The organism is Comamonas sp. Z3 (assembly GCF_008121565.1).
GTDB classification, from domain to species: Bacteria; Pseudomonadota; Gammaproteobacteria; order Burkholderiales; family Burkholderiaceae_C; genus Comamonas; species Comamonas brasiliensis.
This window is the reverse complement of sequence record NZ_VOQU01000004.1, coordinates 468,491-493,499: the sequence shown is the minus strand read 5'-3', so window position 1 is coordinate 493,499 and position 25,009 is coordinate 468,491. Positions and strand designations below refer to the sequence as shown.

The 25,009-nt window shown below is 63.0% G+C and carries 21 protein-coding genes; 14 read left to right on the top strand and 7 right to left on the bottom strand.

What is annotated here, in order from left to right:
* Positions 1-115: 115 nt before the first annotated feature.
* The 5 genes from FSY59_RS14380 (at position 116) to FSY59_RS14360 (ending at position 5,670) form a co-directional block, all read left to right on the top strand.
* Positions 116-835, top strand: a complete 720-nt coding sequence (locus FSY59_RS14380; protein WP_148729188.1) for a pirin family protein — start codon at positions 116-118, stop codon at positions 833-835.
* An 85-nt stretch (positions 836-920) separates the two neighbouring features.
* Positions 921-1,598, top strand: a complete 678-nt coding sequence (locus FSY59_RS14375; protein WP_003050713.1) for an isochorismatase family protein — start codon at positions 921-923, stop codon at positions 1,596-1,598.
* Positions 1,599-1,755: 157 nt separating this feature from the next.
* Complete coding sequence (locus tag FSY59_RS14370; RefSeq protein ID WP_148729187.1) at positions 1,756-3,645, top strand: amidohydrolase; 1,890 nt, start codon at positions 1,756-1,758, stop codon at positions 3,643-3,645.
* A gap of 2 nt (positions 3,646-3,647) precedes the next feature.
* Positions 3,648-4,055 (top strand): DoxX family protein, encoded by a 408-nt coding sequence (locus FSY59_RS14365; protein ID WP_148729186.1) that lies wholly within the window; start codon positions 3,648-3,650, stop codon positions 4,053-4,055.
* Complete coding sequence (locus FSY59_RS14360; RefSeq protein WP_148729185.1) at positions 4,045-5,670, top strand: MFS transporter; 1,626 nt, start codon at positions 4,045-4,047, stop codon at positions 5,668-5,670. Before FSY59_RS14365 ends, FSY59_RS14360 begins: the two co-directional genes overlap by 11 nt.
* 64 nt (positions 5,671-5,734) lie before the next feature.
* Here FSY59_RS14360 and FSY59_RS14355 read toward each other — a convergent pair whose 3' ends face one another.
* The 5 genes from FSY59_RS14355 to FSY59_RS14335 form a co-directional block, all read right to left on the bottom strand.
* Entirely contained in the window at positions 5,735-6,280 is a 546-nt protein-coding gene (locus FSY59_RS14355) for a RidA family protein (RefSeq protein ID WP_019043123.1), read from the bottom strand.
* An 18-nt stretch (positions 6,281-6,298) separates the two neighbouring features.
* Positions 6,299-6,796 (bottom strand): cytochrome c, encoded by a 498-nt coding sequence (locus tag FSY59_RS14350; protein WP_003050729.1) that lies wholly within the window; start codon positions 6,794-6,796, stop codon positions 6,299-6,301.
* Positions 6,797-6,826: 30 nt separating this feature from the next.
* On the bottom strand, positions 6,827-8,422 hold the full coding sequence (locus tag FSY59_RS14345) for a flavin monoamine oxidase family protein (RefSeq protein ID WP_148729184.1): 1,596 nt from the start codon (positions 8,420-8,422) through the stop codon (positions 6,827-6,829).
* Positions 8,423-8,720: 298 nt separating this feature from the next.
* Positions 8,721-10,331, bottom strand: a complete 1,611-nt coding sequence (locus FSY59_RS14340; RefSeq protein ID WP_148729183.1) for a sensor domain-containing diguanylate cyclase — start codon at positions 10,329-10,331, stop codon at positions 8,721-8,723.
* A 144-nt stretch (positions 10,332-10,475) separates the two neighbouring features.
* On the bottom strand, positions 10,476-12,539 hold the full coding sequence (locus tag FSY59_RS14335) for a molybdopterin-dependent oxidoreductase (RefSeq protein ID WP_043375424.1): 2,064 nt from the start codon (positions 12,537-12,539) through the stop codon (positions 10,476-10,478).
* A gap of 162 nt (positions 12,540-12,701) precedes the next feature.
* Here FSY59_RS14335 and FSY59_RS14330 point away from each other — a divergent pair, with 162 nt between their 5' ends.
* Both FSY59_RS14330 and FSY59_RS14325 read left to right on the top strand, forming a co-directional pair.
* Complete coding sequence (locus FSY59_RS14330; protein ID WP_003050740.1) at positions 12,702-13,862, top strand: ABC transporter substrate-binding protein; 1,161 nt, start codon at positions 12,702-12,704, stop codon at positions 13,860-13,862.
* A gap of 84 nt (positions 13,863-13,946) precedes the next feature.
* Positions 13,947-15,158, top strand: a complete 1,212-nt coding sequence (locus tag FSY59_RS14325; RefSeq protein WP_003050742.1) for a M20 aminoacylase family protein — start codon at positions 13,947-13,949, stop codon at positions 15,156-15,158.
* Here FSY59_RS14325 and FSY59_RS14320 read toward each other — a convergent pair.
* Positions 15,145-16,179 carry an AraC family transcriptional regulator gene (locus FSY59_RS14320; RefSeq protein ID WP_019043623.1) on the bottom strand — a complete coding sequence of 345 codons (1,035 nt, stop codon included), beginning with the start codon at positions 16,177-16,179 and terminating at the stop codon, positions 15,145-15,147. The two genes, FSY59_RS14325 and FSY59_RS14320, sit on opposite strands and share 14 nt — an antisense overlap.
* 157 nt (positions 16,180-16,336) lie before the next feature.
* Here FSY59_RS14320 and FSY59_RS14315 point away from each other — a divergent pair, with 157 nt between their 5' ends.
* The 6 genes from FSY59_RS14315 to FSY59_RS14290 all read left to right on the top strand — a co-directional run bounded on the left by FSY59_RS14315 (position 16,337) and on the right by FSY59_RS14290 (position 22,321).
* Positions 16,337-17,185 carry a TauD/TfdA family dioxygenase gene (locus FSY59_RS14315; RefSeq protein WP_148729182.1) on the top strand — a complete coding sequence of 283 codons (849 nt, stop codon included), beginning with the start codon at positions 16,337-16,339 and terminating at the stop codon, positions 17,183-17,185.
* A 118-nt stretch (positions 17,186-17,303) separates the two neighbouring features.
* Positions 17,304-18,362, top strand: coding sequence for a 3-keto-5-aminohexanoate cleavage protein (locus FSY59_RS14310; protein ID WP_019043622.1), 1,059 nt, complete (start codon positions 17,304-17,306; stop codon positions 18,360-18,362).
* Between the two features lie 17 nt (positions 18,363-18,379).
* Positions 18,380-19,348 (top strand): tripartite tricarboxylate transporter substrate binding protein, encoded by a 969-nt coding sequence (locus FSY59_RS14305; RefSeq protein WP_148729181.1) that lies wholly within the window; start codon positions 18,380-18,382, stop codon positions 19,346-19,348.
* A gap of 107 nt (positions 19,349-19,455) precedes the next feature.
* Positions 19,456-20,427, top strand: coding sequence for a quinone oxidoreductase (locus tag FSY59_RS14300; RefSeq protein WP_148729180.1), 972 nt, complete (start codon positions 19,456-19,458; stop codon positions 20,425-20,427).
* Between the two features lie 250 nt (positions 20,428-20,677).
* Positions 20,678-21,883 (top strand): porin, encoded by a 1,206-nt coding sequence (locus FSY59_RS14295; protein WP_148729179.1) that lies wholly within the window; start codon positions 20,678-20,680, stop codon positions 21,881-21,883.
* A gap of 183 nt (positions 21,884-22,066) precedes the next feature.
* Positions 22,067-22,321, top strand: a complete 255-nt coding sequence (locus FSY59_RS14290; protein ID WP_003050754.1) for an acyl-CoA-binding protein — start codon at positions 22,067-22,069, stop codon at positions 22,319-22,321.
* A 196-nt stretch (positions 22,322-22,517) separates the two neighbouring features.
* On the opposite strand, the gene FSY59_RS14285 is transcribed toward FSY59_RS14290, so the two are convergent.
* Positions 22,518-23,516, bottom strand: a complete 999-nt coding sequence (locus FSY59_RS14285; RefSeq protein ID WP_050874031.1) for an isopenicillin N synthase family oxygenase — start codon at positions 23,514-23,516, stop codon at positions 22,518-22,520.
* A gap of 474 nt (positions 23,517-23,990) precedes the next feature.
* Between FSY59_RS14285 and FSY59_RS14280 the strand changes: the two genes are divergently transcribed.
* Positions 23,991-25,007 (top strand): ABC transporter substrate-binding protein, encoded by a 1,017-nt coding sequence (locus FSY59_RS14280; protein WP_003050759.1) that lies wholly within the window; start codon positions 23,991-23,993, stop codon positions 25,005-25,007.
* The last annotated feature ends 2 nt before the right edge of the window (positions 25,008-25,009 follow it).

Genomic DNA, 25,009 nt, shown 5'->3' with positions numbered 1-25,009 from the left:
TAACCGCATATCAGGCCGCGGATACTTCATTCATCGCCACACGGATTGCAGCAAAACAAGGCAGGCAGGCCAGCAGCAGGAAGTGTGAATGCCATCGATTGTTTAGGAGATAGAAATGCTTGAAGTTCGCCCATCCAACCACCGCGGTCGCGCCAACCATGGCTGGCTGCAATCGCGTCACACCTTCTCCTTCGGCCACTACCGCGACGCCAATCAGCAAGGCTTTTCGGATCTGCTGGTCATCAATGACGACCATGTGTCCCCCGGTCAGGGCTTCGGCACCCACGGCCACCGCGACATGGAAATCTTCTCCTATGTGCTCGACGGCGCCCTGGAGCACAAGGACTCCATGGGCACGGGCTCGGTGATCCGTCCCGGCGATGTGCAGATGATGAGCGCCGGCACCGGCGTGGAGCACAGCGAATTCAACCACTCGGCCCAGGACCCGGTGCACTTTCTGCAGATCTGGATCGTGCCCGCCGAACGCGGCGCCGCCCCACGCTATCAGCAGGTCCATGTGGATGATGCCGACAAGCGCGGCCGCCTGCGCCTGATCATCGCCCCCGAAGGCGCAGACGGCACCCTGGCCGTGCGCCAGGACGCCCGGGTCTATGCCGGCCTGTTCGATGGCGCTGAATCCGCCGAACTCGATGTGGGTCCCGACCGCCATGTCTATGTGCATGTGGCACGCGGCAGCATCAGCGTGAACGGTGAGCGCCTGTCCGAAGGCGACGGCGCCCGCATCCGCAACGCCGGGGCTCTGCGCTTCGACCACGGTGAAGGCGCCGAGGTGCTGGTCTTTGATCTGCGACCCCGCGAACTGCCCACCTTGTAAGCAACAGTTTTCACACCCCGGTTTTCATCCTGCTTTCTTGTTTTCCCTGCAGCCTCTCGCTCACCTTTTACCCAGAAGTTTCACCATGACCAATGCCAACGCTTCCATCGCCCGTCCCGTCGCCGTCGCCAAGCCCGGTGCCAAGCTGCTCAACCCCCATGACCACACGCTGATCATGATCGACTTCCAGTCGCAGATGGCCTTTGCCACGCACTCCATCGATCCCGTGCAGCTGCGCTCCAACGCCGCCCTGGTCGCTTCGGCCGCAGCAGGCTTCGGTGCTTCCACCATCCTGACCACCGTGGCCGAAAAAAGCTTCTCCGGCCCCATGTTCGAGGAAGTGACCGCGCCTTTCCCTGGCCAGGCCCTGCTGGATCGCACTTCCATGAACACCTGGGAAGACCAGGCCGTGATCAACAAGGTCAACGAGATCGGCAAGCCCCGCATCGTGCTGGCCGGCCTGTGGACCAGCGTGTGCATCGTCGGCCCGGCCCTGTCGGCCCTGGACCAGGGTTTCGAGGTCTTTGTGATCGCCGATGCCTGTGGCGACATCTCCACCGAAGCGCACAACCGCGCCATGGACCGCATGGTGCAGGCCGGCGCCCAGCCCATCACGTCGCTGCAGTACCTGCTGGAAATGCAGCGCGACTGGGCCCGCACCGAGACCTATGACATGACCACGGGCATCGCCAAGAAGCTGGGCGGCGGCTACGGCATCGGCATCACCTACGCCAAGACCATGTTCGGCGCCCACGAAGGCTGAAAAAAGCGGCAGGGGCCTGCTGCGCGGCCGTCTCCTGCGCCTGTGGTCCTCGCCGTACGCAAGTACGGCTGAGGTCCTCGGCCCCAGTCTTCTTTTTTTGCGCTCTCGTCGGCCTTTTCCTCCCTTCTTTGCGTTGCTGACACCCCCTAGGCACACCATGACCCAGCCCACCACCCCCGACCTGATCCTGTTCAACGGCCGCTTCACCACCTTGGACCGCAGCAACCCCACGGCCACGGCCGTGGCCGTGAGCCAGGGCCGCTTCAGCGCCGTCGGCAGCGACCGCGAGGTCCTGCCCCTGGCCGGCCCGCAGACCAAGCGCATCGATCTGGGCGGGCGCAGTGCGCTGCCCGGGCTCATCGACAACCACCTGCACCTGATCCGCGGCGGCCTGAACTTCAACATGGAGCTGCGCTGGGACGGCGTAAAGAGCCTGACCGACGCCATGGCCATGCTCAAGGCCCAGGTGGACGTGACCCCTGCGCCCCAGTGGGTGCGCGTGGTGGGCGGTTTCACCGAGCACCAGTTCGTGGAAAAGCGCCTGCCCACGCTGGCCGAGCTGAATGCCGTGGCACCCGACACCCCGGTCTTCATCCTGCATCTGTACGACCGAGCCCTGCTCAACGCCGCCGCCCTGCGCGCCGTGGGCTACACCAAGGACACGCCCGAGCCGCCCGGTGGCCAGATCCTGCGCGACAGCGCCGGCAACCCCACGGGCCTGCTGCTGGCCAAGCCCAATGCGTCCATCCTCTACGCCACGCTGGCCAAGGGCCCCAAGCTGCCGCGCGACTACCAGGTCAATTCCACGCGCCACTTCATGCGTGAACTCAACCGCCTGGGCGTGACCGGCGCCATCGACGCAGGTGGTGGCATGCAGAACTACCCCGACGATTACGACGTGATCCAGGAGCTGGCCGATGCCGACCAGCTCACCATCCGCCTGGCCTACAACCTGTTCACACAAAAGCCCAAGGAAGAGAAGGACGACTTTCTGCGCTGGACCTCCAGCTCGCAGTACAAGCAGGGCACGGACTACTTCCGCCACAACGGCGCGGGCGAGATGCTGGTTTTCTCGGCCGCCGACTTCGAGGACTTCCGCCAGCCCCAGCCGGAGCTGGCTCCCGGCATGGAAGGCGAGCTCGAAGAAGTGGTGCGCATCCTGGCCCAGAACCGCTGGCCCTGGCGCATGCACGCCACCTACGACGAGACCATCGACCGCGCCCTCAATGTGTTCGAGAAGGTCAATGAAGACATCCCCCTGGCCGGCCTGAACTGGTTCTTCGACCACGCCGAAACCATCTCCGAAAAGTCCATCGACCGCATCGCGGCCCTGGGCGGCGGTGTGGCCGTGCAGCACCGCATGGCCTACCAGGGCGAGTATTTCGTCGAGCGCTACGGCGCTGCCGCGGCCGAGGCCACGCCTCCGGTCAAGCGCATGCTGGAAAAGGGCGTCAACGTGTCCGCCGGCACCGATGCCACCCGTGTCGCCAGCTACAACCCCTGGGTCTCGCTGTCCTGGCTCGTCACAGGCAAGACCGTGGGCGGCCTGCAGCTTACGCCTGAGCGCAATTGCCTGACCCGCGACCAGGCCCTGAGCATGTGGACCGAAAACGTCACCTGGTTCAGCAACGAACAGGGCAAGAAGGGCCGTATCCAGGTGGGCCAGCTGGCCGACCTCATCGTGCCCGACCGTGACTTCTTCGCCTGCCCAGAGTCCGACATCGCCGACACCTCGGCCCTGCTCACCGTGGTGGGCGGCAAGGTGGTCTACGGCGCTGGTACCTTCGCCGACTTCGATGAATCGGCCCCGCCCCTGGCCATGCCCGACTGGTCGCCCGTGCGCACCTTCAAGGGCTATGGCGCCTGGGGTGTGCAGGAAGGTGCGCCGCTGCAGTCCGTGATTCGCAACGCGGCAGCAAACTGCGGGTGCGCCAGCAGCTGCAACATGCACGGCCATGCCCACGCCACGGCCTGGAGCAGCAAGCTGCCCGTGGCTGATCTCAAGGGCTTCTGGGGCGCCCTGGGCTGCGCCTGCTGGGCGGTCTGAGCATGGACGCGCTGCGTTCCGCTGCCACCGCACCCTGGGTGCAGTCGCTGTCCCTGTTGTGCCTGTGCGCGGCCTACCTGCAGGGGGGCTGGCGCAAGGCGCGGGATTTTCGCGGCGCTGTAGCCGAGGTGAAGGCTCTGGGTCTGACCCCGGCCGCCCCCATCGCAGCGACCACCCTGGTGCTGCAGCTAGCGGGCTCGGTCCTGATCATCACGGGCTGGTACCGCTGGCTGGGGGCCCTGGCCCTGGCCGGATTCACCGTGCTGGCAGCCTTGCTGGCCGACCGTTTCTGGGCAGCGTCGCAGGCCGATCGCCAGCGTGCTGCCAATGCATTTTTTGAACACTGGGGCCTGGTCGGCGGCATGTTGCTCGTCGCCTGGCACGATCTCGGAGGCTCCCATGCCGGATAGCCCGAAAACCGCCTCGGGCAGCTTTGCGCCCCTGGCCATCCCCGTCTTTGCTGTGCTGTGGGCCGCCACGGTGCTGGGCAATATCGGCAGCTTCATGCGCGATGTGGCCAGCGCCTGGATGGTGACGGAACTCTCTTCCAGCCCCACGGCCGTCGCGCTGATCCAGACGGCGGCCACGCTGCCCGTCTTCCTGCTGGCCATTCCCGCCGGTGTCCTGTCCGACATCCTGGACCGGCGCCGTTTCCTCATCGGCGTGCAGGTGCTGCTGGGCGCCGTCAGCGGCACGCTGCTGGTGCTGGCCCAGACGAACACGCTGACCGTGGAGTATCTCGTGGCCCTGACCTTTGTAGGCGGCATCGGTGCCGCCCTCATGGGCCCGACCTGGCAGTCCATCGTGCCCGAGCTGGTGCCGCGCAGCGAGCTCAAGAGCGCCGTGGCGCTGAACTCCCTGGGCATCAACATCGCCCGTGCCATCGGTCCGGCGGCCGGCGGCCTGCTGCTGGCCAGTTTCGGCGCCGCTGCGGCCTACGGTCTCGACGTGCTCAGCTATGTGTTCGTGATTGCCGCCCTCATCTGGTGGAAACGTCCCAAGGCCGAGGCCTCGGCGCTCAACGAGCAGTTCTTCGGCGCCTTCCGGGCCGGTGTGCGCTATGCCCGTGCCAGTCGCGAGCTGCATGTGGTGCTGCTGCGCGCTGCGGTCTTTTTCCTGTTCGCCAGTTCGGTCTGGGCCTTGCTTCCCCTGGTGGCACGCCGCATGCTGGGTGGCACGGCCGGTTTCTACGGTGTGATGCTGGGCGCCGTAGGTGCCGGTGCCATCCTGGGTGCCGTGCTGCTGCCCAAGCTGCGCAAGCGCCTCGACACCGACGGTCTGGTGTTGCTGGCTTCTGTGGTGACAGCCTTGGTCATGGGCGCGCTGACCCTGGCGCCGCCCCAGTGGGCTGCCGTGGGGCTGATGCTGGTGCTGGGTCTTGGCTGGATTGTTGCGCTGACCACGCTCAACGGCGTGGCCCAGGCGGTGTTGCCCAACTGGGTACGTGGCCGGGGTCTTGCCATCTACCTCATGGTGTTCAACGGCGCCATGGCCCTGGGCAGCCTGGGCTGGGGCCTGATCGCCGGCCAGCTGGGACTGCCGGTCACGCTGCTGATCGGAGCCGTGGGCCTGGTGCTGGTGTCCCTGGTCTTCCACCGCGTCAAGCTGCCCACCGGCGAAGCCGATCTGCAGCCGTCCAACCACTGGCCCGAGCCTTTGCTGGCCGACCCCCTGGCCCACGACCGTGGTCCGGTCATGATTCAGATCGAGTACCGGATTGCCAATCAAGACCTGGTCGCCTTTTTCCAAGCCATGCAGCAGGTAGCCCAGGAGCGCCGTCGTGACGGTGCCTATGCCTGGGGCGTGGCCGAGCACACTGGTGAGCCGGGCCGGGTGATCGAGTGGTTCCTGGTTGAATCCTGGGCCGAGCATCTGCGCCAGCATGGTCGTGTGTCCAAGGCCGACGCCGATCTGCAGGCCGCCGCTTTGCGCTACCACCAGGGGCCGGACAAGCCCGTGGTCCACCACTTCCTGGCGCTCGATGCGCGCAGCGCCCAGCAGGCAACGGTGTCCCCCGCCCACTGAGCGGCGCTGGCATCGGCATTCATCGCTGACGGGGCAGGCGATGAATGCAGGGCCGGCGCGTTGCTTACTTGACGGGCTTGGCGGCGCGCACGGCCACGACCTCGATTTCCACATACCAGGCCGGGTTGGCCAGGGCAGCAATCTGGAAGGCCGAGCGTGCGGGCAGGTTGGGTTGGGCGGCCGTGCCAAAGAACTGGGTGTAGCCACGCATGAAGCCGGCAAAGTCCATCTTGTTGCCCTTGGCGGGGTCGGCCACCAGGAAGACCTGCATTTTCACCACATCGCTCATGGTGAGATTCATGCTCTTGAGCTGCTCTTCCAGGCCCTTGAGGATGGCGACGGTCTGGCCCTCGGTATCGCCGCCGTAGGCCGCAGGATCAGTGGCGGTCCTGGACTTGTCCACCACGGGCGGCACCTTGCCGGAGAGGTAGACGGTGCGGGCATCGGTGGGGATTTCCACGGCTGCGGCGATGGGGAAGGTCGAGCCCGGTGTCTTGTAGCGCAGCACATCGCCGCTGCCGGAGGTGGTGGCAGCGCAGCCGGTGATCAATGCTGCCGTACCCAGCAGGGCGGCGGTGGTGGCGGTCTTGAAGAGGGAGGGGAAGCTCATGTGATCTCCTGAATGGATTTATGGGGTGACGCGAAAGGGTTTGACATCGGCAGCAGACAGTTTGTCCGGGTACTGATTGCCGAAGCTGCTGCGCACATAGTTCACGACGTCTGCAATCTGCTCGTCGGACAGCTTGCTGGCAAAGGACGGCATGCCGTGCAGGCCGTTCATGACGACCGAGGCCGGGTAGGCTGCGGCCGCCAGCTTGGGGTTGGAGGCCAGCGCTGGGTAGAAGCCCGCGCCCTTGGCACCTTCGCCCTTGACCATGTGGCAGCCCTGGCAGATGGCCTGGTACAGGGTTTCTCCGCCGCTCTGGCTGAAGCGTGGGCGGACTGTCGAGAAGTTCTGCATCAGTGCCTGGGTGTCGGCGGGCGAGATGGACAGGACTGCCGCAGACTGCAGCGTTTGCAGGTTTTTCACATCCTGGGTTTTCACGCCATGTGATTGGGCCAGGACGGCGCCGGAGAGACCCAGGGCCAGGGCGCCAGCGGCGCAAAGACGGTGCAAGGTGTGCATGGTGAAGTTCCTTGTGGCAGACATGGACGATCAGAGGCTGGATGCCTTGGCGTGCAGACGCTGGATTGCATCCAGCGAGGACAGCACGGCACCTTCCTGCCAGGCGGGGATGTACGAGACATGCTCGCCCGCCAGCACCAGGCGCCCGTCGACCTGGGCCAGGTCCTTGTAGTGCTGCTCGCGCATTGCGTCGGTCCAGTTGCCGAAGCAGCCGTTGATCCAGGGCATGCGATGCCAGGCGACCGATACGCCATTGAGGAACTCCTGCTTGTATTGCGGATGGATCTGCGCGCCGTACTCCAGCGCCAGGCGAACGCGCTCGGCCGGTTTGAGCGAGGAGAAGCGATAGCTGTTGGAGTTCTCGAAGGAATAGGCGCCCAGCAGCACGGCGGGGCCGCGGCCCATATAGCCGGTGGAGGGGTAGGAGATCTGCTGGATCGGCAGATCGGTGTAGCTGATGCCGCCATAGATGCGCTCGTCCTCTTCCCAGAAGCGGCGCTTGAACTCCAGGCCCACCTTCATGGAGCTGCCATAGGGCACGGCAGCAATCGCGTTCTGCATGGCGCTGCCGGCCTGCACCTCGATCTGGCTCAGGATGGACAGCGGAATCGTGCAAACGCACCAGTCGGCACGGGCCTGCAGCGTGGCACCGGGCTTGAGGGTGTCCACATAGTCGACGGTCACGCCCTTGTCGTTCTGGGCGATCCTGGTGACCTTGGCGTTGTAGCGGATGGCCGAGCCCAGAGCGCGCGCCATGGCCTGGGCCAGCATGTCCATGCCGCCCTCGGGCTGGAAGATGGCGCTGTGGAACTCGTAGATATTGCCCACGCCCATCTGGCGCCACAGATTGGATTCCAGCAGCTCGTGCAGGCCCATCGGCGTCGAAGGTTTGGCCAGCGCCATCAGGCCGCCGCCGGGGTCGATGTCGTAGCCGCGGAAATCGCTGACCGCGTTGCTGGCGCGGTAGCGGTACTCCTTGTCCAGCACGCCCCAGGCCTTCAGGCTCTCCAGCAGGCGCTCTTTGTCTTCCTGGCTGACGCTCTGGTCCAGTGCGCCCTGGTTGGTGGCCTTGGCGAGCAGCTCGGCTACATGGCCATAGACATCGGTCTGCACATGGCGAAAGCGCTGGGGTTTGCCGGCCAGGGCCTTGCTGTTGTGCAGATAGGCGTTGTAGTTGACCTGGTTGAAGGCTTCGAGCTTGATGCCGAAGCGCTTGTAGTAGTCCAGCATCGCATGGTGGTGGTAGGGCACGCGCCAGGGGCCGGGGTTGAAATAGTTGCCCTTGGCAAAGCCCACTGTCTGGCGCGTGCCGTCCAGTTCGCTGAACTCGTCGCCGCCGCGCAGCGTCCAGCAGCGGCCTCCGGCGCGGCTCTGGTATTCAAGCAACTGCACCTTGTAGCCCGCAGCGCGCAACTCATGAGCGGCCACCATGCCTGCCAGGCCTGCGCCCAGCACCAGAACCGATGCGCCCGGCCTGGCGTTGCCGAGCTTGACCGGACCGTTGTAATGCGATTCGGCTGCATAACCCAGTGAACTCATGGCCTGGTACATGGCACTGCCGCCCGCGACCTTTCCGATCATCGAGAGCAGTTGTCTGCGGCTGACATGCTTGCTTGGCTCTGGCATCTGAAATTCCTTTGCTGTTGTGTATTCCGCTGTCCATCCGGGGTTGCGGGGCAAGGGTTTTCAGCAAGAGCTATGCCAGGGACGGGCCGCCAAGCATTACTCCAATGAAATCAGTGGCTTGTTATGTAATTCAGAGCGGTTGGCATCCTGCCCTTTTGACGCTTGTGGTGCATGCTCACTAATTTGAAGCATCAATGGCCAAATTGGTGCAATGGAGTCACACAATGAGGCGGAAAAAAGGCGTATCCGCTGTGATTGCGGATACGCCTTTGAGGGGGGGGCTACGGTGCTGCCGGGCTCAGAGTTCGCCGGGAGGCACGCTGGCTTCGCTGACCATGACGCGATTGCGTCCGCCACGCTTGGCTGCATAAAGCATGGCATCGGCCTGCTGGAAGACGGCCTTGATATCGGGAGCGCTGTCGGGCCAGTGGGCCACGCCCAGCGAAATGGTGATGTGGCCCACCGGTGGCATCTCCATCTTCTCGACCAGCTGACGCAGTCGCTCGGCGGCATGCGCGGCCGCCTCCGGCACCGTGCCGGGCAGCAGCAGCAGAAACTCCTCGCCACCCATACGGCAGGGCACGTCGTCGATACGAGAGACCTCGCGCATGGTGCGCGCGAGCTGCCTGAGTACCTCGTCGCCCGTATCGTGGCCGAAGCCGTCGTTGATGCGCTTGAAGTGATCGATGTCGATGGCAATCACCGAGAACGGCAGTGCCTGCGTCTGGAAGGCGGTGATGGCGGCTTCCAGATGGCGGCGGTTGCCCAGACCCGTCAGCGGATCGGTGTTCACGTCTTCGCGCAGCTTGGTGATGTTGCGTTGCAGCAGGTTCAGGCCCTTGAGCATGGCTTTCTTGAGTTCATAAGACTCGAAGTACCATGACTTGACGGCCTGAATGTTCTGCGCGGTTTCGGGCTTGTCCATATCGTGCGCGCCATTGGCCAGTTGGCGCAGCGGGCTGGAAATGCGGCGTGCGCTCCACCAGATGACCACCAGCATCAGCAGGGCGATGGGCAGGGTCTTGTAGAGCACGGAGCGCATCATCATGTTGAGCGGCGCCAGCGTGGCAGCCTTGGGGCGCTGGGCCACGATGCCCCAGCCCGAGGCGTGGATCACGGCATAGCCGGCCAGCATTTCCACGCCCTTGCTGTTGACGACAGGTGCCGTGCCCGACTCGCCGCGGATGACCGCGTTGATGACATCGTTGTTGATCACCTGATCGCCCACACGGTGGTTGTCGGGGTGATAGATGATGTGCTTGTTTCTGTCCACCACATAGACATAGGTGCCGTCCTGGTAGAAGTGCGAGCCCAGCAGGGTGTCGAGAATGCTGTCTTCCTTGAGGTAGATGCTGCCGCCCACCGCTCCCAGAAATTCGCCCTGAGGACCGAAAATGGGCTGCGAGACAAATACGATGTAGTTTCCGGCAGTGGACATATAGGGCTGGCTGATGACCGGGCCGCGGGTGCTCAAGGTCTGTGTCACCCCGGCACTTTGCAGCGTCTTGCCCTTGATCTGCAGGGTTTCGGGCGATGTCGCCAGCACATAGCCCGTGGGGTCGATGATGGTGACGGAGTTGAAGCTCTTGGTCTGAAGGCGCAGACGCGTGGCCTCTTTGGCCAGATAGCCCATGTCATCCATGTGCGCCCCCATCAGACTGGCGCTGTATTCCAGTTGTTGCAGGGCGGACTGCAGAAAGTCATCCGTGCTCTTGGCCAGCTTGGTCGCGTAGGCGTGGTGACCTTCCAGCGTGTTGTCTATCAGCTGCTGGCGCTGCACCAGATAGCCGGCGTAGAAGGTATTGAGAAACGGGATCAGCGCGCTGCAGATGGTCAGGACCAGAATCAGGCGGCGCAGGTCAAGTCGGGTCGGTGCGAGGCGGCGTTGCCAGGGGAGAGATTTCTTCACAGATGATGTCGCGAGAGCAGGGCGGCTCTGCACTGTACCTGTGTGCTCTGACAGGCTCAGACCCCGGCCGCATATTCATTGAATGCCTGCATTATGGTTCCTCGCGCCGGGGCCCTGCTCATGGTCAACCACCATGCAGCCGTTCTACAGCGACAAGTCCTTGAACTTTTCCACCTGCACTGCACAGTCGTAGAAGCAGGGGGCCCGGCCTATGTCGGTGAGCTGCTGATGCGTCAGCTCGTTCACGTTCGTGCCATTGGCTCCCTGCTTGCGCCACCAGATGCCCAGGCCCACCACCACGCCTGCGCGAGCACGGCCGTTGATGGCGGCATGGCAGACATGCTCGCCGCGCCGGTTGAAGACACGCAGCGGGTCGCCGTCGGCAATGCCGCGCTCAGTCGCGTCATCGGGATGCATCTCCAGCAGCGGGCGCTCTTCCATACGGGACAGACTGGCCACATTGGCAAAGCTGCTGTTGAGGAAGTTGCGTGCCGGCGGCGAGATCATGGCCAGCGGGTAGGCGGCCGTGGGCGGTTCGTAGTTGGGCAGATAGTCGGGCAGGGTGTTGACGCCCAGCCGCGCCAGGGCGGGGTTGTCGAATTCGCATTTGCCCGAAGCCGTCGCAAAGCCACCTTCGGCAAATGGCGCATCGGGCAGCGGAATATGGGCAAAGCCCTGCTGCAGAAGGTCTTCGAAATCAATCGCAGTATGTGCAACCGCTGCACGGCAAAGAGCTTCGTCGGACTCCGAGAAACATGCTGCCGCAAAAGCGGGGTCCAGCCTGGCCATATGCATGGCCAGATCGCGAAAGATCTGCGCATTGCTGCGTGCCTGGCCCTGGGGGGCAATCGCCGGGCGATTCAGCAGTACGTCGGTATGACCGTAGCTGCCGTGGATGTCCCAATGCTCTAGCTGCGTGGTGGCGGGCAGCACATAGTCGGCATGGTCTGCGGTGTCGGTCATGAAATGCTCGAGAACCACGGTGAACAGGTCTTCGCGCGCAAAGCCCGCAGCCACCTTGGCAGACTCGGGCGCCACGGCGACGGGGTTGCTGTTGTAGACCAGGACGGCTTCCACCTTGGGGCCGAAGCCGGCGCCGCCCTCATGCAGGAGCACATCGCCAATCTGGCTCATGTTCAGTGTGCGTGGGCGGCGCTCGCCCAGCAACTGTGGCAGCTGGAGCGCCGTGCGGTTGAACGGTGAGACGCCAGAGGCGGACAGCAGCAGTCCTCCCGCGCGGTGACGCCAGGCGCCGACAAGGGCCGGGAGGCAGGCGACGGCACGTACGGCATTGCCGCCGCCGCGCGCGCGCTGCATGCCGTAATTGAGGCGAATGGCCGCAGGCCTGGTCGTGCCGTATTCGCGTGCCAAGGACTGAATCTGTTCCACGCTCAGGCCGCAGACACTGGCGGCGCGCTCGGGCGGCCACTGCAAGGCTCTGGCCCTGAGTGCCTCCCAGCCCAGGGTGTGTTGCGCGATGTAGTCGTGGTCCAGCCAGTCGTGCACGATCAGCTCGTGCATCAGCGCCAATGCCAGTGCCGCATCGGTGCCGGGCAGAAGCTGCAGGTGCTCGTGGCATTTGTCGGCGGTTTCGCTCTTGCGCGGGTCTATGCAGATCAGCTTGGCGCCCTGGCGCTTGGCTTCCTGCGCATAGCGCCAGAAATGCAGATTGCTGGCAATGCTGTTGCTGCCCCAGATCAGGATCAGCTGGCTTTCGGCAAAGAACTCCACGCGCATGCCCAGTTTGCCGCCATAGGTGGCGGTAAGTGCCTCGCTGCCGGCGCTGGCGCAGATGGTGCGGTCCAGCAGGCTGGAGCCAAGCTGGTGGAAAAAGCGCCGGTCCATGCTTTCTGCCTGCACCAGACCCATGGTGCCGGCATAGCTGTAGGGCAGTATGGCTTCGGGCGCGCGCCGGGCAATCCCGTGCAGGCGCTGGGCAATATCGCTCAGGGCTTCGTCCCAGCTCACGGGAGTGAACTGGCCGCTGCCCTTGGGGCCGCTGCGTTTGAGCGGCTGCAGCACCCGCCCGGTGTGGTAGGTGCGCTCCGTGTACTTGCTGACCTTGGCACAAAGCACGCCGCCCGTGTGTCCATGGTCCGCATTGCCTTGGACCTTGGTGGCCGTGCCGTCGATCACCGTGGTGACCAGGGCGCAGGTGTCCGGACAGTCATGCGGGCAGGCGCCGCGTACTTGAACGATATGAGGCATGTCGTGGGCTCGAAAAATCTGGACCGAATTGCGGCTGAAGACCGGTTTGTGGGCCTATTATGCGGCGCGCATCCATGCCAAAAAGCCTGAGGTGCAAGACCCCAGAAGCGGGCCGATCCAGCCCGTAGCAATGAGTAGCCGTAGAGAGAGAGATCGAGAGCAATGCAAGACAAGCGAGTGGAGTGGAACCGTCGTCAATTCATGAATGCAGCAGCAGCTGTGGCGGCCGGGGGCTTGACCGGCGCCAGTTATGCACAGGATGCGGGCGGGCCCATCGTGCTCGGGCAATCCTGTGCGCTGAGCGGCCCCTCGGCACAGCTGGGGACGCAGTTCGCGCAGGGCGCCAAGCTGTACTTCGATCAGCTCAACGCCCAGGGCGGCATCGGCCGTCGCCAGGTGGAGCTGCGCACGCTGGACGACGGTTACGAGCCCGAACGCTGCGTGTCCAATACCCAGAAATTCATTGCCGACGATGTGATGGCCTTGTTCGGCTATCTGGGAACGCCCACCAGCATGGCGGCACTGCCTTTGCTGCAGAAAGCCAGGCTGCCACTGATTGCGCCGCTGACGGGGGCGGCAGGTCTGCGCGAACCCAAGCTCGCCCAGGCGGTCTTCAATCTGCGTGCCTCCTATGCCGATGAAACCGCTCTCATGGTCAGGCAGCTGGTCTCGCTGGGATTGCAGAAGATCGCGGTGTTTCACCAGAACGATGCCTATGGTCAGTCCGGTCTTGAGGGAGTGACACAGGCGCTGCAAAGTCACGGCCTCAAGCCCGTGGGCGCCGCCACGGTGGAACGCAACTCCCGGGATGTGGCCAAGGCCGTCAAGACCCTGGTGCCGCTGGGGGCCGACGTGATCGTGCAGGTCGGCACCTATGCAGCCAGTGCCGCCTTTGTGCGAGCAGCACGCCAGGCTGGCTATGGCGGGCAGTTCTACAACGTCTCCTTCGTGGGTACTTCGGCACTGGCGCAGGCACTGGGCAAGGAGGCCGAGGGGGTGGTGGTCACCCAGGTCGTGCCATCGCCGTTCAAGACCTCGCATCCGCTGGCACGCGAGTTTCAGGCCGCCCTGCAGAAAAGCGGTGCGTCGCTGCAGCCCGATTACTCGAGCATGGAGGGCTATCTGGCCGCCCGTGTCGTGGGCGAGGCGCTGAAATCCGCTGCTGCCGCTGGCCGGCTGCAGCGCGATGGCCTGGTGGCGGCGCTGGAGGCCATGAATGGCCAGCAGGTGGCGGGTTTCCCGATCGCCTTCCGCCCACAGGCCGGCAAGCCGCGTTTTGTCGAGCTGTCCATGCTCACAGGCGACGGCAAGGTCCGCGTGTGAGGCTTTGAGGCGTGCAGGGCGCAAGCTCTCTCGCTTTGGGCCATCATGGCATCTTTGCCATTGATGACCCCAAGGAGAGAGCGCATGGCCCTGCTGCCCGAACTTCAAGCAAGCGCCCCTGACATTGCCGCGCTGCGTCGCGATATCCACGCCCACCCGGAGCTGTGTTTTGAGGAAATACGGACCTCGGACCTGGTCGCGGCGAAGCTGGAGCAATGGGGCATAGCGATCCATCGCGGTCTGGGCAAGACCGGGGTGGTGGGCATCATCCATGGCCGCGACGGCGGCAGCAGCGGCCGTGCCATCGGCCTGCGTGCCGATATGGATGCCCTGCCCATGCAGGAGTTCAACACCTTTGACCATGCCAGCCGCCATGCGGGCAAGATGCATGCCTGCGGTCACGACGGCCACACGGCCATGCTGCTGGCGGCGGCGCAATATCTGGCCGCACATCGCGACAGCTTCGAGGGCACGGTCTACACCATCTTCCAGCCCGCCGAGGAAGGCGGTGGCGGCGCTCGCGAGATGGTCAACGACGGACTGTTCGAGCAGTTCCCCATGCAGGCGGTGTTTGGCATGCACAACTGGCCGGGCATGAAGGCCGGCACCATGGCCGTGGGGGCCGGGCCCGCCATGGCATCCAGCAACGAATTCAAGATCGTGGTACGCGGCAAGGGCGGCCACGCGGCCATGCCGCATATGGTGGTGGACCCGGTACCCGTGGCGGCCCAGCTCATCATGGCTTTCCAGACCATCGTCAGCCGTAACGTCAAGCCCATTGAGGCGGGCGTGGTGTCGGTCACCATGATCCATGCCGGCGAGGCTACCAACGTCGTGCCGGACAGCGTGGAGCTGCAGGGCACGGTGCGTACCTTCACCCTGGAGGTGCTGGACCTGATCGAGCAGCGCATGCAGCAGATCAGCGAGGCCGTCTGTGCCGCGCATGGCACGCAATGCACGTTCGAGTTCGTGCGCAACTACCCGCCCACCATCAACACGGCCCCCGAGGCCGAGTTTGCGCAGGCCGTGATGCGCGAGATTCTGGGCGATGCCGGTGTGGTGCCGCAAGAGCCCTCCATGGGTGCCGAGGACTTTGCCTTCATGCTGCTGGAAAGGCCCGGTGCCTACTGCTTTATCGCCAACGGCGATGGTGATCACCGCGCCCTGGGCCATGGCGGCGGTCCCTGCACCTTGCACAACCCCAGCTACGACTTCAACGATGCGCTGATTCCGCTGGGCGCGACTTTCTGGGTCAAGCTGGCCCAGCGCTGGCTGGACCAGCCTACGCGCGGCTGAAGGCTTGGGCCCGCCGTTGCGGGCTGGGTGGAGGATTTCTTTCACGCCAGACCTCGGGCGGGCAGCCAAAGAGCGTGCCGAACCAGCGTGTGAAGGCGCTGTGGCTGTTGTAGCCCAGCATGGTGGCGATCTGGCCTACAGGGTAGTCCGGGTTGCGCACATAGCGCCGGGCAAGATCTGAGCGAACCTCCTGCAGCAGCCCGGTAAAGCTCAGGCCTTCACCGTCCAGCTCGCGCTGCAGGGTCCGTACGCTGCGCCCCAGACCCTGGGCCACGCAGATGCAGGTGGCATTGCCCGAGGGCAGCATCAGATAGATGGCCTTGCGCACCTGCTGGCCGACGGAGGCCTGACGGCCCTGCTGCGTGGTGTCCACCATGGTCTTGGCATAGCGCACCAGAACCGGGTCGGCCAAGGGGTTGGGTGCATCCAGGTCCTCGGTGCGAAACACAATGCCGTTGAAGTCCGCATCAAATTCCACGCGGCAACGAAACATCTGCCTGTGCAGGCCGGTGTCGCTGGGCGCGGAGTGGCTGAAGCAGACCCGCAGCGGGCGCCATTGCTCATGCAGCAGCAGGTTGCAGGTGCGAAACAGCACGCCGATTGCCAGCTCCATGGATTGCGGCAATGCATCCGGCAGGGTGAACTCTTCGCGCAGCACCACGACGCCATTGGCGTCGTCCATATGAATCACCAGCGACTCATTGAGCATGTGCACATGCTCGATCAGCGTGCTCAGCACCTTGCGCAAGGTGGGCTGGTGCAGCAACAAAAGGCTGACGACACCGAAGTTTGAAACCTGCCGTGATTGCGCCATGCGCAGCCCGAAGTTTTCGCAACCCGTGATGCTTGCAGCTTCTTCCAGCAGGCGTCCGGCCGTCAATGCATCGATCAGCTGATCCTGCTCGCGCACCACGGCTGGGCGCAGGCCGGCACGACGCAATGCCGCATCAGGGTCTCCTCCCAGTTCGCTGAATAGTTCCGAGAAATTCGTCAGAGATGCCGCGCGCACAAAAGTGACCATGACTGCTCCACGCAAAAAGTCGGAGAAATTCTGGCATGAGATGCATAGCGTGCGGCATGAAATGCACAACCTATGTGACACAGGTTTTCTACAGTGGACTTACCGGGCGGCAGAGACCAGCAACAAGCCTGGGTTCAAAAAAGTGTAGGAGACAGTGATGCAGATAAACCCTCTGACCTGTGCCATAGGCGCGGAGTTGGTCGATGTGCAACTGGCGGATGCGCTGCGCGATGATGGGCTTTTCGCAGAGATCAAGGCGGCCTTGCTCAAGCACAAGGTGCTGTTCTTGCGTCACCAGAGAATCAGTCGCGCCGAGCATGTCGGTTTTGCCCGGCGTTTTGGCGAGCTGGAGGACCACCCGGTGGTCGACAGCGACCCCGATCATCCCGGCCTGGTGCAGATCTACAAGACGCCGGACAAGCCGCTGGACCGGTATGAAAACTCCTGGCATTGCGATGCCACCTGGCGCGAGGTGCCGCCCATGGGCTGCGTGCTGCGCTGCGTCGAATGTCCGCCGGTTGGCGGCGACACCATGTGGGCCAATATGGCGCTGGCTTACGAAATGCTTCCATCGCATATCAAGGACGTGATAGCCCCGCTGCGGGCACGTCATAGCATCGAGTGCACCTTTGGCGCCGCCATGCCTGCGCACAAGCGTCTGGCCCTCAAGGCGCAGTTTCCGGATGCGGAGCACCCGGTGGTTCGTACACATCCGGAAACTGGTGAAAAAGTGCTGTTTGTCAGCGGCTTCACCACTCATTTCACGAACTTCCACACGCCCGCCAATGTGCGTGTGGGCCAGGACTTCACCCAGGGCTCATCCAGTCTGCTGCAGTTCTTGATCAGCCAGGCCGCGATCCCCGAGTACCAGGTCCGCTGGCGCTGGGAGCCCGGCAGCATCGCCATCTGGGACAACCGCGCGACACAGCATTACGCGGTGATGGACTACCCGCCCTGCCATCGAAAGATGGAGCGCGCCGGGATCATCGGCACACCGACTTTCTGAGCATCGGAAAGCGCCCGTGGCAAGGCGCAGAACCTGACCGAGCGGTGCGATGCAGGCACAGTTGCACGCAAGGCTCCGAGCGCGGGCATGGCATTCATATAACAACGGAGACACCATCATGAATTTCCTCGACGGCCACCTGGTTGCCGAAAATCAGCAGCCTCTCATCATCACTGCAGCTCCCTATGCGCCTTCGTGGCTGCCGGAGGACTTCCCCGGCGAAATTCCCGTCACGATGGAGGAGCAGATTCAAAAAGCGGTGGACTGCTACCACGCCGGCGCCCAGGTGCTGCACTTGCATGTGCGTGAACTCGACGGTCGCGGCAGCAAGCGGCTTTCCAAGTTCAACGAGCTGATTGCCGGCGTGCGTGCCCGCGTCCCGGACATGATCATCCAGGTGGGTGGGTCGATCAGCTTTGCACCCGAAACCGATGGCGCGGCCGCCAAATGGCTGTCTGACGATACCCGCCACATGCTGGCCGAGCTGGACCCCAAGCCCGATCAGGTGACGGTGACCATCAATACCTCGCAGATGAACATTCTGGAGCAGTTCGATGCGCGGGATATCGAGGGCACTTCGATGGAGGACCCGGCGGTGTTCAATGCCTACAAGGAAATGACCGTGCCTGCACAGCCGGGCTGGGCCGAAGAGCATATACGCCGCCTGAGTGCGGCCGGCATTCAGAGTGCTTTCCAGTGCTACAACATCAACAGCTTCGAGTCGGTTGAGCGGCTGATGCGTCGCGGCATCTACAAAGGTCCGCTGGTGCTGAACTGGGTGGCCATCGGCGGCGGCATGGACCAGCCCAGTGTCTACAGCCTGGCCAATTTTGTGCGCGCCGTGCCCGACGGTGCGGTGCTCACGGTGGAGGCCTCGGTGCTGAACGTGCTGCCGATCAACCTCATGGGCATCGCCATGGGCCTGCATGTGCGCTGCGGCACCGAAGACAATCTATGGAATCAGGCCCGAACCCGAAAAATGGGCACGGTGGAGCAGATCGAGCAGCTGGTGCGCATTGCCAAGGAATGCAGCCGCCCCATCGCCACTCCTGCCCAGGCACGCGAGATCTGCCAGATCGGGGTGTTCTACGACACGGTGGAGGAGAGCCTGACAAGGAACGGCTTTGCTCCGAATCGCAACGGTGCTCAGCAGGGTTTTCTGCGCAAAGTCGCCTGAGTTCAAAGGAGCGCACGATGCAACGCATTCCAGTCCTGCTGTCCATTGCTCTGGCTGCAGCTTTGCCAACTGGCAGCGCCCTCGCGTTCACCGACAAGCCCGTCAAGCTCATTGTTCCTGCCCCGCCCGGTGGCACGATCGATGTGTTTGCACGCATCATCGGCGACCAGCTGGCGCATGAGCTCAAACAGCCTGTGATTGTGGAAAATCGCCCCGGTGCCGGTGGAGCCATGGCGGTGAAATACATGCTGTCCCAGCCCTCAGACGGCAATACCTTGCTGGTGACGGTGACCAATATCCTGACCGAGGTTCCGCATGTGCTCAAGGGGGGCTTTGATGCCATGAAGGATGTCAGACCCGTCTCGCAGATGGCACGCTCCGTCATGGTCTTCATTGCTTCGCCTCAGTTCCCGGCCAGGGATGCCAAGGAGGCTATTGCCTATATCAAGGCCCATCCGGGTCAGCTGTCCTTTGCCTCCTACAGCCAGGGGACGGCATCGCAGTACGCAGGGGCGATCCTGAATCAGAAGGCCGGCCTGGATATGCAGCATGTGCCGTTTCCAGGCTCTGCACCGGCACTGGCACAAATCATGGGCAATCAGATTCCGCTGATGTTCGACGGCTCCGTGACCACCAAACCGCTGGTTCCCAGCGGCAAGGTCAAGCTGCTGGCCGTTGCTTACAAGAGCCGCTTGTCCGATTTTCCCAATGTGCCGACGATGGCTGAGGTCGGTTATCCGGAGCTTGATTTCAGCAACTGGGCCGGCGTCTTTGCTTCGGCAAAGACGCCGCAGCCGTTGCTGGAGAAGATCAATGCCACGCTGCAGAAGGTCAACGCCAGCCAGGCGGTGCAGGCGCGCTATCTGTCCACCGGCTTCGAGCCCATCAGGCAGGAGCGCACTCTGGAGCAGCTGTCTGTCGATCTGCAGGCCGAATACCAGCGCAACGGTGAGATCGTCAGGAATTTCGGCATCAAGCTGAACTGAATCGGCTCGTCTATCGGTCCGGGCATGTCTGCGGCTGAGGATGCCCGGACTTTTGCTTTGCAGCGCTTGCTGCACCTCGCTGTGAACAATTGATACAGGAGCATTTCATGACTCAGGCCATTCGCTTTTACGAGACTGGCGGTCCAGAAGTTCTGCGACTGGAAAACGTTGCCGTGGGAGACCCGGGCCCGGGCCAGGCGCGTGTGCGACATAGCTATATCGCGCTCAACTTCATCGATGTGTACTTCCGCTCCGGGCGTTATCCGTTGGCCTTGCCCAACGGGCTGGGCTCGGATGCCGTAGGTGTGGTCGAGGCCGTCGGAACGGGTGTGACGGATATCCGGGTGGGTGACCGCGTTGGCTATCTGATCGGTCCGCAAGGCGCTTATGCGCAGGCGCGTGTGATGCCTGCAGAAGTGCTGATTCCGTTGCCCGACGGAATTTCAGACCGTACTGCAGCCACACTCATGATGAAAGGCATGACGGCCCAGTATCTGTTCCGTCAGGTCTATCCGCTGCAGGGCGGTGAAACCATTCTCTACCACGCAGCTGCCGGAGGCGTAGGCCTGATTGCCTGTCAGTGGGCCCGCGCTATGGGAGTCAACATGATTGGAACGGTCAGCACGGATGAGAAGGCCGAACTGGCCAGGGCGAACGGATGCGCGCACACCATCGTGACTTCGCGTGAAAACATCGTCGAGCGAGTGAAGGAAATCACGGCAGGCAAGGGCGTTCCCGTGGTTTATGACTCGGTAGGCAAGGACACACTGATGGACTCGCTCGATTGCCTGCAGCCGCTTGGCTCGCTGGTCAGCAACGGAACTTCTTCCGGCTCCGTGCTGGTGGACTCATCGCTGCTGGCCGCCAAAGGCTCGATCTGGATGACCAGGCCGGCCATGATGCATTACATCCAGCCTCGCTCACATATGCTGGAGATGGCTGCAGAGCTGTTCGAGCACGTGCTGGCGGGGCGCATCGTGAGCGAGCCGCAGCAGGAGTTTGCCTTGGCCGAGGCGGCACAAGCCCATCGCGCATTGGAAGCGCGCAAGACTGTGGGGGCCACAGTACTCGTGCCATGAGCTGCTGGGCGCAAATGTTGTGCGGGTAAAGCCATTGCGAAAATCTGTGCCGGTGCCTTTTCCAAGGCGCCGGCTTTTTTCTGTCGGACATTGGTCATGTGGCAGGACGACATTCCTAGGGATTTCACCTTGGGAACATGGCACCAAATAAGCAATGAATGGCATCAACTGCACAAGAACTGCAGCCGTCCTTTTCTAGAGTGATTTTGCGGATCAATACCGCGAATTCATAACGAAAAGGAGACATGACATGCCACGTATTTCACGCTACCTCTGGTGTCTTTTTGCCTTGTCCGTCAGCAGCCTGTCCAGCGCTCAGTCATCTGTGACGCTGTTCGGCGTCATGGATGCGGGCGTCAGCCGCTACATGGTGCGCAGCAATTCCTGGGATGGCTCCGGTCGCACGGCCAGCCAAGGTATCTGGGCGCTGTCACCCTCGGGTAATCTGGCCAGCCGTCTGGGTGTTCGTGCGGTTGAAGATCTGGGTGCTGGAATGTCTGCCAGCATGTGGCTGGAAGCGCCTGTGACCAACGACACGGGCGGCGGCGCGCTGAACTTTGGGCGACGCTCCACCGTCAGCCTGGCGGGCAATTGGGGCGAGCTGCGCCTTGGGCGTGATCACACGCCGTCGTTTCTGAATGACTGGGCCTTTGATCCCTATTCCGTCAACGGCGTGGGCGTCAACTTGCTGGCGGTGGTCAGCAGCAACCTGGCCATCAACCGTGCGCTGCGTACGCAGACCAGCGGCACGCTGCCCGAACGCTTGCTGGGAAACGGTTTGTCGGCAGGCACGGACAATTATCTGCGCGCCAACAACTCCATCGGCTACCACCTGCCGACCGGGCTGGGCGGAATTTATGGTCAACTGATGTACGCCTTCCCGGAAAATGATGCCAGGCGCGGCCGCTATGCCGGTGGACGCATTGGCTGGGCCAGTGGCCCCACCGATATTGCGCTGGGCTATGGCGAAAGCATGCTGGGCACTTTGAACGGCCGCAAGGAAACCATCAAGTCCCTGAACCTGGGAGGTTCGTACAACTTCGGTCCGGTCCGCGTGTTGGGCGAGTGGTCGCAGGTGCGCAATGCGCGCAGCGATGTGCGGGCCACAGACCGCTATGACGGGCTTCTGGCTGGTGTGCAAATCCCTGTCGGACTGCATCAGCTCAGGGCGTCTGTGGCCAGGGTGCAATTCAAAGATGGGGAGGGAGCCGGCGACGCATCGGTGAACAAGCTGGCCTTGGGTTATGTGCATAACCTCTCCAAACGCACGGCGCTCTACACCACGGTGTCACGTATCAGCGTGAGCAATGGACACAACAATCCTGCGGTGATAGGTGTGACACCGCTGGCCGTCAGCAGCCCGGTCATCATGCCGCAACCGGCTTACAGCAACAGCCCCGGCATGCAGCCGCGCAGCGCATTGGGCTTTGATGCGGGCCTGCGCATGATGTTCTGAAGGCAGTGCGTTGCTGCTACCGCGAGGAGAATCACGAAGAGGCGGATCTGAGGGAGCGCGTGCCGCAAAGGGCTGCTTGCTTGCCGGCGTTGCGATACTTTGTGAAATAAAAAGAACGGTCGTTCTAATTTGGCTGATTTTTGGCTACACTGGCCTCGATTATCAAAGCCCAGGAGACCTTTCATGTCCGATCTGAACGCCCGGTTTGAAGAGACCGTCAAGAATTCCACCTCGCTTGGCGAGCGTCCCGATAACGCCACCTTGCTCAAGATCTATGCCTTGTACAAGCAGGCGACCGAGGGTGACAACGAAGCCAAGAAGCCCAGCTTCACCGACATGGTGGCCCGCGCCAAGTGGGATGCCTGGGCCAAGCTGGAAGGCACGACACCCGATGAGGCCAAGCAACAGTACATCGATCTCATCGAGTCGCTGCGCTGATCCGCTCCGGCGCTGATTGCCGACAAGGCCCCGGGTTCCGGGGCCTTGTCGTTTCAATTCAGGCCACATCACACTGTGCCAAAGACGGAGGCCGGAAACCGGCGCACCAGCCAAGCTGGGGGCACCAAGGAAGGGCCGCCTCATCCCGAAGGTGCCGTCCTCCTTGGGGGGACGCGGCAGGGCTGCTCAGGGAGGGTCAGTACTTGTTCGAGAAATTGGCGCTGATGCGCTGACGCAAATATTCCGCCCCTGTGATGGGCGGATATTTTTTGGCCGGCCCTTCGATCACCGCATCTTCATTGGCCTGGCAGAAGAAGGCCAGGCTGTAGCGGGCTCCCTGGTACTCATGGGGCTGCGGGTTGCGCACGCGGTGGAAGTTGCTGGGCAACTGGTCGTCGCTCCAGCGCATCAGCATGTCGCCGATATTGCAGGTGATGACGCCATCCACGGGCTTCACGGGCGTCCATTGCTGGGCATCGGCCTCTTTGCCGGGCAGCACCTGCAGCCCACCCTGGCCGGCGCGCTGGAACAACAGCGTCAGGCAGTCGAAGTCCGTATGTGCGCCTGCACGCCACAGGCCGATTTCGTCCTTGAGTGCAGGGTCCACGGCAAAGTAATGCAGCATGCGCAGCGTGCTCTGGTAGCTGGGCACGGCGGGGTCATGCGCGCGGGTAAAGAACTCCTCGTCAAAGCCCAGCTTGTAGGCAAAGCAGGACAGCAGCTGCATACCCACCTGCCAGCATTGGTGCTCAAAGGCCAGCGTGGCCTGTTGGAAGCCGGGCAGTTCTTGCTCACTGGGCCACAGGCCCTGCATGCGTGGGCGTGTGACCTGATAGGACTCTTTCTGGTCGGGGGTGCGCGTGGAGGGGCGGATCTGCGCCTTGTGCTCCCAGCCTGCGTTGCGCGATAGCGGCCATTGCGCCTTGGTTTCGGGCGGCAGTGCAAATAGCTGTTCGGCCCTGCCGAATGCGGCGTCGATATCGGGCTGGGCTATGCCGTGGCCGGAAACCTGGAAGAAGCCGATTTCTACCGAAGCGCTCCAGATCTGCTCGGCAATCTCCTGCTTGCGCTGCTCGAAGTCGCTGATGTCTATGACGCGCACTTCGCGCGCCGAGGTTTCTGCGCCTTGCCCGCCCATGCGGGCTTCCTTGTCCAGTTCGCCAAGGCTGTAAGAGTGGTTGGTCATGCTCTGCATACGAATTTCTCTTGCGATGACTTCAGGCACAGGCGATGCCAGTGAGGCTTGCGGTTGCGGGCACCTGAAGTGTGGATACCAGGTGCGGCTGTGTGCCGCACCCACTTCAAGAGCAATGACCCGCGAAGCTGCTGACCGGCGATGGTCAGAAGCACCGTGCTGAACGCTTCTACTCTTGATTTGAGTGCAGCAAACAGCGTGCCAGCCATTCACCGGGGCACAGGCGCTCTTGGTTTTGGTGCATGGCTTCAAACTGGTGCACTGCCGTGCATGAATCCATGCATGCGCTGCTCGGGCGTGCACCTTGTTGATACCCGGCAAGCGGAAATCAAAAGCAGGCACGCCAATTGCTAGAAGGTTGAACGAGTAGAAGCGTTCAGCCTGCATCCGTGTGCAGTGCCAGGAAATTGCTCAAGTCCTGCCAGTGGCTGCCGCCGCCGGCATTCCTGTCGCCAGAGACCTGAGAGTTCCCCCATGCAACGTCGCCATTTTCTTGCTGCCCTGCCTCTTTGCGGTGCGCCCTGGGTTCATGCCCAGGGCAAGTCGCTGACGCCTCTGAAATTCACGCTGGATTTCCGTGTCAACGGCCAGACGGCTCCTTTCTTTCTGGCGCAGCAAAACGGCTATTACCGCGATGAGGGCCTGGATGTGAGCCTGGATGTGGGCTCGGGCTCGGTGGCCTCCATCACTCGCATTGCCAGCGGCGCCTACCAGCTGGGACTGGGTGACATCAGCTCGCTGATCGAGTTCAATGCGCAGAACGCCGGCACGCCTCGTGTGCAGGCTGTCTATCAGTACTACAACCGCGCCCCCTTTGTGATCATCGGACGCAAGGATAGGGGCATCACTTCGGACTTCGGAAGTCTCAAGGGCAAGAAGGTGGCCGCAGCGGCGGTGGAGTCCACGCGCCGTGCCTGGCCCATGGTGGCGCGGCGCAAGAACCTGCCCGCGGATCTGTTTGCCTGGTCGACAACGGAGTTCTCGGCACGAGACAACGTCATGGTGCGTGGCGATGTGGATGCCGCCACCTATTTCCATGACTCGGCGGTATCGCTGTTTGCGCGCCTCAAGCCCGAGGAGCTTTCCATACTGCGCTATAGCGATGCCGGCGTTCATCTGTATGGCAATGCGATCCTGGCGTCCAGCCAGCTGATCGCCGAGAAGCCGCAGGTCGTGGCCGCTTTCCTGCGCGCCACCAACCGTGCGATTGTGGAATGCCTTGCCAACCCCGCAGCAGGCATTGCCGCCGTGCGCCAGCGCGAGCCGATTCTCGATGAGAAGCTGGAGCTGGAGCGCTGGTCCATCACCGCACAGTATGTGGCAGCGGCAGACACGAAAAGCCATGGACTGGGCGACTTCAGCAAGCGCCTGATGGAGCAGCAGCTGGACAGCGTGGTGCAGACCTTTGCGCTCAAGACCACGCCATCTGCCGACGCACTGTTCAACAGCAGCATGCTGCCAGCCAGGTCGGCGCGCATGCTCAAGGCCTGAGG